Here is a 13,565-nt window from a genome sequence, read left to right as displayed (position 1 = left end):
CTATTTTAAGAGGTACCTGCTAATACATAGCTCACTTAGTGAGTGATCCATGTTTTTAAGGACCTCTTTTAGCTCTGAGACAGGTTTAATCACTAATTCAATATCTTCATCAGGGTCAAAGTTTTGCTCTCCATCAGGGCGGCAATTCTTGGCCAAGAAGAAGTGAGCACTATTTGTCATAAAAGCAGGGTTGACGCTAACACGGCCAAGACTCTCCCACTCGTCACTAATATAGCCAGTTTCTTCCTCGAGCTCCCTTTTAGCTGCAACAAGAGGATCTTCCCCTCGATTGATAGCGCCGGCCGGAGTCTCAATAGTGATCTCATCCATGCCAAAGCGATATTGCTCAACAAGAACGATCTTATTATCTTCAGTGATGGCCACCACATTCACCCAGTCAGCAAGGCGAATAATATCATATGGGCCACAAGCGATGGGCTTTGTCGGATGGTGAGCATCAATTGTCTCGTAAAGAAAAATATTTCCACGATGCTCTTGCTTACGTGATTTAATAATCCATTTTTCCAAACTAGAACTCCATAAGAAGAGCAGCATCGTCTTGTTTTGTGCTCTCTAGTATTTTTTCGTTAGTACGATCTCTTAGTTCAAGGTATTTAATAAAAGCTTCTTTACCGATTTTTCTCAAAAGAAGCTCGTCATATTTCTTTTGGATTTCACGATCAAAGGCCATCTCTTCTTCTGTAGGATTATAAGTATAGTTTTCTCCATACTTCGCCTCAAGCTGATCATGCATATCTTCAAAAGCAGCAATCTTGTCGCTAAAAAGTCCTTCTCTCATATTTAGATAATCTTTGTATTCACGTTCCGTTAACTGAAGCTCATTTAAGAAAAGATCCTTCACATCACTTAGCCATTGCTCTTCAAGACGATCAAATTCCTCTTCTTTTTCTTCCAGTCTTTTATCAAGCTCTTCATCCGATTGGATCAGAAGGCCTTCTCGAGAGGAACTCACTTCATCTTCCACATCCTCAACTTTTACCGGATCAGAATCTTCATTATCTAATTTTGGTGCGGCACGGTCCTCAAATTCAACGACCATGACTTCACTTTCCTTAACACCAGCAGTGTCACTTCCTGTATTAAATTTTTGAAATAATAGATAGGCCGTAGCGATAATAGCGACGACAATAATAAATGATGCGAACTTCTTCATAAACGACTCAATTAAGGTTTAATATTCTCAAATATTATATTAGCACCTAATCGCTTTGCTGTCCGCATTTGTTCTTTTGTTCTGACAGTCCAAAAGACCAGATGGTTGAAAGTGAAACGTTTGATAATTTGCAGCTGAATTTTTGAATAAGTATCAATATCTAGACCGATGTAATTTGGCCTAATAACTGGAATAAAAGTCATATTGGCCAAGATTCTCTGTTTTAGACGACTAAGCTTTGTATCACTAAAATCTCTTGTAACTAAAAGCCCCAGCGTTAAACTTGGGTAATGCTTGCGAAGCCATTTTAATGTCATTGGATTAAATGACTGAATTGCATAATCTCCATCATAGTTATGAAGCAACTTCATAACCTCAGCTTCTAAGACACCATCGTGGTCGATAACTTTAATTTCGATAACAAGAGGAACCTTTCCTTGAACAAGATCGAGGACTTCTTTTAAAGTTGGTATTTCCTCATCTCCCTTTGCCAAGCGAAGCTCTTTTAAGCTCTTTAGGGTATATTGAGATACCTTTCCGTTGCTGCCAGTCATTCGCGTCAGGGTCTCGTCATGAAAGACCATAACATGCCCATCACTTGATAAGTGAACATCAAGCTCAATAGCATAGCCGTGGTTAACCGCTTCTTGAAAAGCGGCCAGAGAGTTCTCCGGGCATTCCGGGCATTCGTGGCAGTGAAGCCCTCTGTGAGCAATATAAGTATCGAGATAAAATTCCATTATAATGTCTTTAAAAATACTCTTAAATCGGCCTTCTGCTCTTGAGTTAATAATTCATTCCCATCGCGATCAGTGAAGATACGATAGTAATGTCCAGAATTAGAAAGACCAGGTCTTGAAGTATCAAAGAAAGCTTCTGGAATACGTCTTTCATCAGGGATATCCATTCCAACAGGAAAACCATTACACTCAAAATTGAAGTCTAAGATAGGATCATCAGATGGTATCTGATAAAACGTTTTCACTCTTTGATCTGGAGGAGTCATTAACTCACATAGGTTTGGTATCGAATTATTGTGTAAATATGGATAACGTGACCAAATCCCATCAAGCGGTGGTGGTACATATCCAACTTGTGGTTCAACGACTGTTCTCATCCACTTAGAAATTTTTAATTCATTTAAGTCATCAGCAAAATACTTCATTCCTTCGTAACGAAGTGGATCTGTTCCAACATCCTTTACAGGAGTTTCTTCATGATAAATAACCTTGCGAGTTTTGATCTGCTCACTCTTAGACATTAGACCTGAAAATGGTAGAGACCAATTTTTCTGATATTCACCGTGGCACTTTTGACAACGATCCTTATAGACGTCCTCACCTCTTTTTGCCGCTTTAATATCGATGCGAGAGATATCGAAGAAGTCATCAATACGTGGTGGCTTTGTTGCAAAAGCAGCTGCCGTTAATTCACGAATAATATCAGGATTATCCTGCATCCATTTCTCTAATTCTCTTAAGTCAGTTCCGCGACCTAATTCATTCCACAAGAAATTAGTAAAGATTGGATTTCCAGAAACGATAGAACCATCAGATAACCAACGAGTCTTATATTTTAGGTTCCACCAAACAGCAGGCTTTGAATCAGCAACTGTTGTCTCTAGTGGATTAAAACGTGGAAAGATTTGAGTTAGCTTTGATTTTGTCGCATACTCATCTGTCTTACGACGAGCAAGAGATAAGGCAACTTGAGGAAGTGAAGTATCAAGCCCTAATACCATTGGAGAAGTTGCACCAACAGCACCAATATTCTTACGAGAGCGACGAAGCATTTCAACTTCACCATCAGTTGCATGAGTTACTTTTTGAAACATTTTTGATGGAATTAAAGGAAGAAGCTTTCTTGCCTTAACAAATAACTCGTTGGCCTTAACGGCCTTATTTGTTAGCCCCATTACACTTGTTCCAAATAGGCTTGCAGAGTGGCAAGTAGCACAACTAAAAGTAAGTCCTTTCCCCCACTTTGTATCCACAATACTTGCACCCATATAGTAATCAGGTCTTTCTCCATCTGGATATGGGATACGATAAATGCCAGTTGCATTCTCATCGTTATATGGGTTTAGTCCTAACCATTGAAAAAATGATTCAACACTATCTACTCCAAATTTCTTTTCACCAAGAGTCGTTAGAACAAAGTTTACAAACTTCTCATCTTTTAATTCAAAGAAATTCTCAAAAGCATCATATGGAATATAAAGACCTGTAACATCAACAGGCCATTTAAGAGCATGCTTAATACCGTGCTCTTTTATTTCTTCTAATTCTTCATTTGAAAGTTTATATAGGTTTTCTCTATTTTCGCCTTTTTCTAATCGAACATCTCTTCCCCAGTCTGGAGCGTATGCAAAACTACTGAAACATAATACGAATAATAAAAGTGCTTTCATTCTTTCCCCTAAAATAAGATTAGTTTTTTACGAGTGTAATCTTCCATTGCATAAGCAATTCCCTCGCGACCAAGACCAGAGTCTTTAATTCCACCATATGGCATTGCATCCATACGAAATCCTGGAATATTATTGAAGATTAATCCTCCAACTTTAATTTTTCGACTTGCCTCTTTCATATTTACTAAGCTGTTTGTGAAAACACCAGCTTGTAGGCCATATTTTGAATCATTTACAAGTTCAATTGCCTCAGAAAATGAGTCATAAGGCTCTAGAATCACGACCGGACCAAAGATTTCCTCGCTTACTACCTTCATATCAGGATCAGTATTCGTTAAAACCGTAGGTGCATAGATATTATGTTCTTCATCGATAACATGGCCACCACATAGAAGATCGGCTCCTTTATTGATAGCTTCTTGTACCCAGCTATGGATGCGCTCAAGTGCTGCTGCATTGATAACAGGCCCATTTGTGATGAGCTTATCACTAGGGTCTCCTGAAGCAACCATCTCAACTTCTTCCAAGAATGCTGAAACAAAGTCCTCGTAAATCTCACTTGCAATATAAACTCTTTGAGTAGAGATACAAATTTGGCCAGCATATAAGAATGCACCATTAACAATTTTGGGAATAACTTCATCAAGTTCATCCACATCATTAACGATTACGGCCGCATTGCCACCAAGTTCAAGAAGACACTTCTTCTTTCCACAATTTGCTTTTAATTCCCAACCAACTTTCGCACTTCCTGTAAAAGAGAAAACATTGATTCGATCATCTTCTAAGAATAATTGTGCTACTTCATTTTCACAGACAACGACATTTAAAATACCTTTTGGAAAACCAACTGTTGAAAGGAGCTTGGCAAAAGCTAAAAGAGTAATTGGTGTTGACGGTGAAGGTTTAACGATAACACTGCAGCCAACAGCTAGAGCTGGGGCAATTTTATGAAGAGCTAAATTTAGTGGAAAATTAAATGGTGAAACACCAAAGACAATTCCTTCTGGCTCATGTTGAATCATGGCCATCTTATCTGCACCGGGTCCATAACTTAGATCAGGTGTCTCACTAGAATGATGACGTGCTTTTTCAGCAGCTAGTTTTATTGTTTCTAAGCAGCGGCTAATTTCAGCTTGTGCATATTTAATTGGCTTACCTGCTTCTCTACAAATTAAATCAGCAAAGTAATCTGCTTCATCCTCTAGAGCATCTCTTAATTTAAAAAGAAGATTACTTCTTTGTGCACTATCGAATTCTTGATAATTTTTAAAAGCTTTCTTAGACGAATTAACGACATGATCAAATTGCTCTTGAGATAATAAGCCGATCTCCCCTAACGTTTCTTGAGTGTACTTATCTTTAACATGAAGAGAGTCATCTGCGGACAAGAACTCGTTTGCCACAAATGAAGAATGAAATTGTGAGTATTCGCGCATAAAAAAACCACCTTGTCTAAGGTGGTATTCTATCTAGATAAAATTTGATGGGTCAAATAATAAAATCTAAAAATCAAATTCACTTCCAGCATGCTGGGTGCTTAATTCGACATTAAATGAGGGGTTTTCGCGTAAGAATGATTTCTCACCACCAATAAAAAGTTTGATGGAACATAAGTAACATAATTTAACCTTTATCTCTCTTCCGTTAAATGCAGAAAAGATTTTTGCCTTAACTAGCTTACTACGCTGCGGTCCGTTTGCGAGAGACCAATTTCTTCCAGCGGCTGAACATGCATCACACATCTCTTGAATCCTCTTCTCTTAAAGTTAATTTCCATATTAATTATTGATATCTGTCTCCATATATTTTATCGTCATTTCAGAATAAAACTTAAAAAATTTATGTTAGTTATAATTCCAAATACTTAGCGCTGACACTCTGGGCCAATTGTGCCAAAGAAAACTGTCAAAAGCCTTTGACACTGGCCGTCCTAAATAATGACTGGCCAGAAAAATTTCTCTCATGATACCTTTTATAAGTTATTGAAAATCAATGAATTCGGAGACATTAATGACGACTAAGATCAGGCCATTAAACGTTAAAAACAAATTAGCAACAGCACCAACAAAACAACCAATCTATGCAACAACAATCAAAGACCAAAACGGAAAAGAGATTACATTAGCTGATCCAAGAGCAACTCGTGCCCTTGTAGCATTAATGAATCAACATGCTGTTATTGGCGGAGCCGCTTGTCACTGGGGTGGACCAGCTGCATTTGCAGAAATGATGAGTGCCCTTCACTCAATCATGTTCTCAAGTGGAACAAATTGGTTTGAAAATTATAATTTCGTAAACGATGCAGGACATGCTGAAAACGGAATCTATGCTTTAAGAGCAAATCTAGGATTTGATGGATTAAACTTTGAGAGCCTAAGAGGATTTCGTTCAATAAACTCTAAACTAACTGGACACGGTGAAGCTCACCTAAACCCAGAAGGTGTTTTCATTTCTAATGGGCCACTTGGTTCAGGACTTCCTCAAGCACAAGGGCTTGCTCTTGCAGATAAGGCCATTGGTAATGACCGTGCAACAATTTGTGTAATTTCAGATGGTGGATGCATGGAAGGAGAGGCCCGTGAAGCAATGGCAGCAATTCCAGGCCTTGCACAGAAAGGAAAAATGAATCCATTCCTAATGATTATTAGTGATAATGATACAAAGCTTGGTGGAAGAATTACAGAAGATAGCTACGATATGAAAGGTAGCTTCCTTTCACTTCAAGAACAAGGCTGGGATCTAGTACGTGTTGAAGAAGGACACGATCTAGAAAGAGTTTATCAAGCAATTGAAGAAAATATTGCAAAAGCTAAATCAAATGATGCCAAGCCTGTTGCCCTCGTTATTAAAACAATTAAAGGTTACGGTGTTAAATCTACACAAGAAGCAAAGTCAGGTGGTCACGGCTACCCTCTTGGCGCATACGATGAAAAGCTTCCTGCTTTCCTAGAAGAGATTTATAGCGGAGATAAGTGTCCTGAAGAATTTATGAATTGGGCAAATGAAATCTTATCTTCTAAGCCAGAATCGAAGTCTTCTTCTAATTCAACACCTGTTGATAAAGTTCAACCAGGTCTAGCTAATGCAATGATTAAAGCGACAAAAGAAGGACTACCAGTCTTTTCAGTAACAGCTGACCTTGCAGGCTCGACTGGAGTTGCAGCATTTCAAAAAGAATTTCCAGCAAACTACGTTGATGTAGGTATTGCTGAATCAAATATGGTTTCAACAGCAGTTGGAATGGCAAAACAAGGATTTATTCCTGTTGTTGATACATTTGCACAATTTGGTGTAACAAAAGGAAACCTTCCTTTAATTATGTCTCAACTTTCTCAAGGTGCCGTAATTTGTCTATTCTCACACACAGGTTTTCAAGATGCTGCTGATGGAGCTTCTCACCAAGCAACAACTTATTTCTCAGCTGTAGCAGGTATTCCAAATACAAGCGTTGTTGCCCTTTCATCAAAAGATGAAGCTGAAAGCCTAATGTATCAAGCGATTAAAAACTATGAAAGTGCCGTTGAAAAAGGTGAAACCCCTGAAACAACAGTATTCTTCTTTGGACGTGAAAAGCATCCAGTTTCATACACTGAAGGTTTAGACTACACTTGGGGTAAAGCTCAAGTTCTTCGCCAAGGTAAAGATGGAATTATTGTTACACACGGCCCTCTTGTTCAAGGTGCCCTCGATGCAGCAGAAGAATTATCAGCTAAAGGAAAAGATGTAACAGTTATCAATAACCCATTCATTAATAAAATTGATCTAAAAACATTCAAGGATCAACTAGCTAAGAATGGTAATAAAATGGTAACAGTAGAAGATCATCAACTGACAGCGGGAGCAGGAGCAATGTTATGCCACGCTCTTAAGCAAGAAGGACTTGAGTTTGAAATCAAGTCTCTTGGTAATGATGGCCACTTTGGTCAGTCTTCTTATACGGCCAAAGAGCTTTATGCAAAGTTTGGTTTTGATAAAGAAGCAATTATTAATCAATTCTCATAATCATCTACATTTGAAGGCTTCAATAGTGAAGCCTTCTTTTTTTCTTAAGAATTTCTTTTCTCATTCAATTTAGATTTGCATCCGAATATTCTTCTACATTAATAGAAGGAGAATGTATGCAAAGTAAACATCTTTTAACTCCCTTACTCTTAACCCTAATCATAATTGGATGTTCAAGAGGAGGATCATACGACTTTAACAAAGAATCAAAAGGTGCCAGCAGTTTCACAAAGGAATCAAATCAAGCATTGTATTCAGAGCTTGACTTCAATGATCAGTCAGACTTTGAAGATGCAAAAAGAGGTTTCATTGCGACTGTTCAGAGTCCCATTATGTCAAAAGATGGAACAAAGGTTGTCTATGAGCCTAAAAAATTCTCACATCTAACAAAAGGTGACGCCCCTGAAACAGTAAACCCAAGTCTTTGGAGACAATCACAACTTAATTCAATCAATGGCCTATTTAAAATTAATGAATACATCTACCAAGTTCGAGGAATTGATCTTGCAAACGTATCTTTTGTTAAAGGAAGAAAAGGATGGATTGTCATTGACCCTCTTACTGCAACAGAGACATCAAGAGCAGCACTTGAGCTTATTAATAAACACGTTGAAAGAAGACCTGTTACGGCCGTTATATTCACACATTCTCATCTTGACCACTTTGGAGGAGTCTATGGTGTGGCCAATAAGAAAGATCTTAACAGTGGAAAAGTAAAAGTATATGCGCCCGTTGGCTTTACTCATGAGTCTGTTAGCGAAAATGTTATTGCTGGAGCGGCCATGAGTAGAAGAGCTGAATACATGTATGCCAGAACACTAGACTTTAATATTCAAGGCCCCATAGGAACAGGTCTAGGAAATTTTGTTGCAAACGGTGAATACGCAATAGCTAGACCGACAAAGGTAATTGATAAAGATATGAGATTAGTTGTGGATGGAGTTCCTATTGAATTTATCTACACTCCAGGAGCAGAAGCACCAACAGAGATGATGGCCTACTTCCCAAGAAGTAATGCGCTTTGTGGTGCAGAAATCATCACTCATACAATGCATAATATTCAAACATTAAGAGGCGCACAAGTACGTGATAGTTTAGCGTGGTCAAAACATATCCAACATGCGCTTGAAAAATATGGAAAAGCTGACGTTCTCTTTAGCTCACATCATTGGCCAACATTTGGTAATGAGAATGTCGTCTCTTTTATGTCAACTCAAAGAGATTTATATAAATTTATTCACGATCAAACTGTAAATCGACTTAATCAAGGAATGACTGGAACAGAGCTTGCCGATAGTATTAAATTAAATCCTAATATCGCAAAAGAATTTGGAAATCGTGGCTACTACGGAAGCTTAAGCCATAATACAAGAGCTGTTTATGATAAGTACTTAGGCTTCTTTAATGGTAACCCGGCTGAATTAAATCCCCTTCCACAAGTTGAATCAGCAAAGAAAACAATTGCCTATATGGGTGGAGATGCAAAAGTACTAGACTTAGCGGTACGAGACTTTAAAAAAGGTGAATATCGATATGTAGCAGAAGTACTAAATAAACTTGTGTATGCACAGCCTGAGAATGTTAAAGCAAAACAACTCTTAGCAGATACTTATGAACAGCTTGCCTATCAGGCGGAGAATGCCACTTGGAGAAACTTTTATGCACAAGGAGCATATGAATTAAGAAATGGCGTTGGATCTCCTGCTTCGGCCACTGCCTCACCTGCTATTCTAGCTGAAATGGATACGGAATTACTTCTTGATTACTTGGCCGTTCGAGTAAATGGTGAGAAAGCCAAGAATAAAGATATTTCAATCGAATTAAATGTAACAGATAAGAAGCAGCGATACTATATTTCCCTTAGAAATAGTGTCTTAACATATTCAAGCAAAGCACCTAGTAAAAAACAGAGAGAGCTTGCTTCTAGTAGTGATAATAAGATTGAAATTAAACATGCTCAACTTGTTGAACTAGCAATGGGTGCAGCTACATTTAAGCAACTAAATAAGAGAGATGACGTATCTTTCAATGGTGATCAAAACGCTTTAAATGAATTAAGTAGTAGTTTAGATATATTCCCTAAAACATTTAATATCGTTACACCATAAAAATAAAAAAAGCCTCTGTTATGATGACAGAGGCTTTACATATTCACTTACCATTTTATCTTCTAAGTCTTTATAGCAGAACTCATCAGGGCCAATTGGCGAAAGAACAATTACCCTCACCTTTCGGCGTTTAAGTAAATTCCATCTGATTCCTTTAAAAACACCTTTACCAGAAAAAGAATAAAAGCTTCCCCATAGACCTTTTATAACAATTGGAACAACCGTAGCATTAGTTTGTTCAACAACTTTCTTAATACCTGGCTGATAACGACGAGGTTTACCATCGCGAGTAATCCATCCCTCAGGAAAGAAGCCAACACAGCGCTCTTCTTGAAGAGTCTTATCGAGCTTAGAATACGCCTTATCTAATAGCTCAGGGTTTTCTTTACGTGTTGCAATTGGAATAAGATGACCCTGCATAAAGAATTGCTTTAGTCCCGGTATGAAATAATATCTGTGATCAATTACCCAACGTATAGGCCTTGGAGAAAGACTCATAACCACTCCCCAATCCACGAATGATGTATGGTTTGCAGCAATGACGACTTTACCATCTTTAGGGATATTTTCTTCACCTTCAACTTCGATGTCATATAAAACATTCGTTAGCATATGAAAGAAGAAGCGCCACATCTCTTCATGAAAGAAGTAATATGTAATGGCCGCATAGATGAGATTAACACCGCCAAGGATAGCAAGATTATCAAGAGCTGTTGCTCCTGATTTCTTCAGTAAAATAATTGATACAGCTGCTACAACCATAAAGATAGCATTCCATATATTATTGGCCGCAATCGTTCTTGCTAAGCGCTCAAGAGGAGCACTATGTTGCATGAATGTTAGTTGAGAAATATAGAAGTTTCCGCCAAAGATCGTAATTAAAAGCAAATCAATTATTGCTCTAATGGCCATTGGCTGCGTAAAAAATTCAGCTGGTGGCATTAATGCGCCAGTAACAGACATTGGCCACTGAGTAGAAATATAATAAAGGTCAAATACAGCTAGTGACATACCAAAGGCTGCGATTGGAACCATTCCAACCTCGATTCTCTTACCAGATAACTTCGAGCATATCCATGAGCCAAGTCCCATCCCGACTGTAAAAGTTGCCATAAAAATAGAAGCAACCATCTCACTACCAAAGAAAACATTTTTAATGATAGCTGGCATTACTGATAGAACGAATGAACCTAAGAACCAAAACCATGAAACTCCCATCATTGCACGAAAAGAATTCTTATCTTTCATCGAGTCGGCCAGGAGCTTAAAAGTTGGCTTAATAAACGTATAATCGATTTTTACATCTTCATTAATATCATTAATTTTATTTTGAAATCTTGCTGTAATAATCCCCAAGATTGCAAATCCTAGGATTGCTAAAGAAGCGACATTTGTAGCATCAGGAGCGGCAGCTGCAAGTCCCCCAATAATTGTACCGATAAGAATCGCAATAAATGTCCCACCACCAATAAGGGCAGTTCCAGTTGTTAATTCATCGTCTTTTAATATTGTTCTTAACGATGAAAATTTAACGGGAGAAAAGAATGATGATTGAGCACCCATTAAAAAGAGAGTCAACATCAATAGGCCATAACTTTCTGTTATAAAACCAATTGATCCCACAACCATAAATGCTAATTCAGTAAACTTAGTTACTTTAATAACTTGTGCTTTATCGTAATGGTCAGAGATCTGACCTGATGTTGCAGAAAATAAAACATATGGAAGAATAAATGCACCACCAGCAAAAGCAACTAATGACTCGGCACCTAAACCAAATAACGAAACATTCTTATATGTAATTAAAATAATTAACGCATTCTTAAATACATTATCGTTTGCGGCCCCCAGGAACATCGTCCAGAACAAGGGCCAAAACTTTCTCTCTTTATATAGCATTGCTAATGACATGGATTTTTCCTTAAATAATTCTTAACAATATTGTACTATTATTTACTGATACGGCATGACGCAAATACCCGAAAGGAATAAATATGAAATTATATCATTACATCCATTGTCCATTCTGTGTAAGAGTACGTATGGCACTCGGATTCTTCGATCTAGACTATGAGTCGGTGGTTTTAGACTACAATGATGAAGAGACACCACTTAAGCTTACAAATAAAAAGATGCTACCAATAATGGAAATTGATGGCGAAATAATGAACGAATCCTTAGACATAATTAAGGCTTTAGCGCAAAAAAGTGAAAAAGATCTTCATTTAGACAAATTGGATACTGAAAGTTATGAGCAACTTGAGCAATATCTCGATGCGCTTGGAAAAGATGTTCACAACCTCTGCATGCCATATTGGGCGTGGTCAAAAGAGTTCACTCCAGAAGCTCGCGAGTACTTTATAAATAAGAAATCAGCTAAGCGTGGACCTTTTAATACTCTTGCTCAAAACAAGCAGCTCTTTCTAAAAGGTTTAGAACTAAATCTCGGACAACTTCCAAGTAAGTTATTACCATTTTATGAAAGTGATAAATTTACCATTCTAGATATTCTACTGGCTTCGCATATCTGGGGAATGTATATCTTTCCAGAATATCAATTTCCTCCGCAGATCCATATTTATCTACAAAAGGTAAAGGAGCTAACAAGCTTCAACTATCACGAAGACTTTTGGAAATAGAGCTAAGATTTATCACCAAGAAATACCCAAATAGGTCCAATAAGAAGGAATTGAAGATCTTCAAAGAATGAAGGCTTCTTTCCTTCAATCTTATGACCGATAAATTGCCCTATCCATGCCACAACAAAAATTAAAACCCAAGTTATTAAGAAGTAGCTTCCTAAGAAACTCTCCAAGTAGAAATGATTTAAGAACATAAACGGAAGGACAAGACCTAAGGCAACACTAATTGCTTTAAAGCTTTTTAAAGTTAAATAAAAGAAACTTGCCAATATGACAAAGAGCCAGGACCAGTTAAAAGCACCGAAACTTTCAGGAGTAGGAATGGCCCACAACAATCCCAGTAATGACCAAGTGATCAAAGGTACACAGACCTCATGAATTCGTTGGTTAGTACGATTTTGATGGGATTGGCCATATAGTGATAACCAGGTTTCTAAACTCCTCATAACAAAGCTCTCCGATACAAAAAAGGGAGACCTAACCGTCTCCCTATATAATAACATAAGATGATTAAGTTATTTTATGAAGCTGCTTCTTCTTTTTCAGGAGCTTCTTCAGCTGCTGCTTCTGCATCAGCGTGAGTTTCAACAACCATTTCAGTTTCTTCAACTTCTGGCTCAACTTCAACTCTTGGCATTGAACAAGTAACAACTGTATCTGTTACATCGTGTACCCAAGTAAGACCTTTTGGTAGTGTGAAGTGCTCAAGAGTCCAGTTTTCATCAAGCTCAAGTCCTGATAGATCAAACTCAAGGTACTCTGGCATATCTTTTGGAAGACCTTCAACCTCAACTTCGTGGAAGTTAATGTTAACAAGACCACCCTGCTTGATACCAGCAGCTTCACCAATGAAGTGAATTGGAAGAGAAAGTGAAACTTTATCTTTTGCAGATACTTTATGGAATGAGCAATGAACAAAATCTGTTCCTAGATGCCCTCTTTGTACGTGACTAAGAGTTACAAGGTGTTTCTTCCCTGCAAATTCTACTTCAAAAACTTTCCCTGAATTATGAAGAAATTTCGCTAGGTCAACTTTAGGTACTTTAAAGTTAGCACCATCAAAATCTTTTCCAAAGATTACGCCTGGAATATATCCTTCTTTTCTCATTTGAGCTGTTGAAGCTCCTACATCTCTTTTTTCAACTTTTAGAATATCAGTTGTTGACACATTTTCCTCCTGTGTTCCGTGGATTCAGTAGATACTATTCTATCGACCGTTCATAAAA

At 37.8% G+C, this 13,565-nt stretch carries 12 protein-coding genes; 3 read left to right on the top strand and 9 right to left on the bottom strand.

All coding sequences use genetic code 11. The features are described from left to right. The 6 genes from ACN5L8_RS11810 to ACN5L8_RS11785 form a co-directional block, all read right to left on the bottom strand. Positions 1 to 528 (bottom strand): NUDIX hydrolase, encoded by a 528-nt coding sequence (locus ACN5L8_RS11810; RefSeq protein ID WP_334678189.1) that lies wholly within the window; start codon positions 526 to 528, stop codon positions 1 to 3. Position 529: 1 nt separating this feature from the next. After that, positions 530 to 1,174 (bottom strand): hypothetical protein, encoded by a 645-nt coding sequence (locus ACN5L8_RS11805; RefSeq protein WP_114705262.1) that lies wholly within the window; start codon positions 1,172 to 1,174, stop codon positions 530 to 532. Positions 1,175 to 1,185: 11 nt separating this feature from the next. Further along, positions 1,186 to 1,914, bottom strand: a complete 729-nt coding sequence (locus ACN5L8_RS11800) for a glycerophosphodiester phosphodiesterase family protein (RefSeq protein ID WP_114705263.1) — start codon at positions 1,912 to 1,914, stop codon at positions 1,186 to 1,188. Next, positions 1,914 to 3,584 (bottom strand): hypothetical protein, encoded by a 1,671-nt coding sequence (locus tag ACN5L8_RS11795; protein ID WP_419173101.1) that lies wholly within the window; start codon positions 3,582 to 3,584, stop codon positions 1,914 to 1,916. Before ACN5L8_RS11795 ends, ACN5L8_RS11800 begins: the two co-directional genes overlap by 1 nt. An 8-nt stretch (positions 3,585 to 3,592) precedes the next feature. Then, positions 3,593 to 5,023 (bottom strand): aldehyde dehydrogenase family protein, encoded by a 1,431-nt coding sequence (locus ACN5L8_RS11790; protein WP_114705265.1) that lies wholly within the window; start codon positions 5,021 to 5,023, stop codon positions 3,593 to 3,595. Between the two features lie 66 nt (positions 5,024 to 5,089). Continuing rightward, positions 5,090 to 5,329, bottom strand: coding sequence for a hypothetical protein (locus ACN5L8_RS11785; protein WP_419173100.1), 240 nt, complete (start codon positions 5,327 to 5,329; stop codon positions 5,090 to 5,092). Positions 5,330 to 5,597: 268 nt separating this feature from the next. Between ACN5L8_RS11785 and ACN5L8_RS11780 the strand changes: the two genes are divergently transcribed. Continuing rightward, positions 5,598 to 7,589, top strand: a complete 1,992-nt coding sequence (locus tag ACN5L8_RS11780) for a transketolase C-terminal domain-containing protein (protein WP_419173099.1) — start codon at positions 5,598 to 5,600, stop codon at positions 7,587 to 7,589. 116 nt (positions 7,590 to 7,705) lie between these two features. Further along, entirely contained in the window at positions 7,706 to 9,697 is a 1,992-nt protein-coding gene (locus ACN5L8_RS11775) for an alkyl/aryl-sulfatase (protein WP_419173098.1), read from the top strand. 18 nt (positions 9,698 to 9,715) lie between these two features. On the opposite strand, the gene ACN5L8_RS11770 is transcribed toward ACN5L8_RS11775, so the two are convergent. Then, positions 9,716 to 11,608 carry an MFS transporter gene (locus ACN5L8_RS11770; RefSeq protein ID WP_114705268.1) on the bottom strand — a complete coding sequence of 631 codons (1,893 nt, stop codon included), beginning with the start codon at positions 11,606 to 11,608 and terminating at the stop codon, positions 9,716 to 9,718. Positions 11,609 to 11,691: 83 nt separating this feature from the next. Here ACN5L8_RS11770 and grxB point away from each other — a divergent pair, with 83 nt between their 5' ends. Next, positions 11,692 to 12,336, top strand: a complete 645-nt coding sequence (gene grxB / locus ACN5L8_RS11765; protein ID WP_334678185.1) for a glutaredoxin 2 — start codon at positions 11,692 to 11,694, stop codon at positions 12,334 to 12,336. Between the two features lie 2 nt (positions 12,337 to 12,338). On the opposite strand, the gene ACN5L8_RS11760 is transcribed toward grxB, so the two are convergent. Together ACN5L8_RS11760 and ACN5L8_RS11755 are read right to left on the bottom strand one after the other, a co-directional pair. Beyond that, positions 12,339 to 12,785: a DUF962 domain-containing protein gene (locus ACN5L8_RS11760; RefSeq protein WP_114705270.1), complete on the bottom strand. Its 447-nt coding sequence runs from the start codon at positions 12,783 to 12,785 to the stop codon at positions 12,339 to 12,341. 74 nt (positions 12,786 to 12,859) lie between these two features. Further along, positions 12,860 to 13,507, bottom strand: a complete 648-nt coding sequence (locus ACN5L8_RS11755) for a 50S ribosomal protein L25 (protein ID WP_114705271.1) — start codon at positions 13,505 to 13,507, stop codon at positions 12,860 to 12,862. Between the last annotated feature and the right edge of the window lie 58 nt (positions 13,508 to 13,565).

It is taken from the genome of Halobacteriovorax sp., assembly GCF_048381875.1.
GTDB lineage: Bacteria > Bdellovibrionota > Bacteriovoracia > Bacteriovoracales > Bacteriovoracaceae > Halobacteriovorax_A > Halobacteriovorax_A vibrionivorans.
This window is presented reverse-complemented; position numbering and strand designations above follow the sequence as displayed.

Coding starts and splice junctions, on each gene's coding strand:
- ACN5L8_RS11805 (WP_114705262.1), bottom strand. CDS start 1,174: ATGAAGAAGTTCGCATCATTTATTATTGTCGTCGCTATTATCGCTACG.
- ACN5L8_RS11800 (WP_114705263.1), bottom strand. CDS start 1,914: ATGGAATTTTATCTCGATACTTATATTGCTCACAGAGGGCTTCACTGC.
- ACN5L8_RS11795 (WP_419173101.1), bottom strand. CDS start 3,584: ATGAAAGCACTTTTATTATTCGTATTATGTTTCAGTAGTTTTGCATAC.
- ACN5L8_RS11790 (WP_114705265.1), bottom strand. CDS start 5,023: ATGCGCGAATACTCACAATTTCATTCTTCATTTGTGGCAAACGAGTTC.
- ACN5L8_RS11785 (WP_419173100.1), bottom strand. CDS start 5,329: ATGTGTGATGCATGTTCAGCCGCTGGAAGAAATTGGTCTCTCGCAAAC.
- ACN5L8_RS11780 (WP_419173099.1), top strand. CDS start 5,598: ATGACGACTAAGATCAGGCCATTAAACGTTAAAAACAAATTAGCAACA.
- ACN5L8_RS11775 (WP_419173098.1), top strand. CDS start 7,706: ATGCAAAGTAAACATCTTTTAACTCCCTTACTCTTAACCCTAATCATA.
- ACN5L8_RS11770 (WP_114705268.1), bottom strand. CDS start 11,608: ATGTCATTAGCAATGCTATATAAAGAGAGAAAGTTTTGGCCCTTGTTC.
- grxB (WP_334678185.1), top strand. CDS start 11,692: ATGAAATTATATCATTACATCCATTGTCCATTCTGTGTAAGAGTACGT.
- ACN5L8_RS11760 (WP_114705270.1), bottom strand. CDS start 12,785: ATGAGGAGTTTAGAAACCTGGTTATCACTATATGGCCAATCCCATCAA.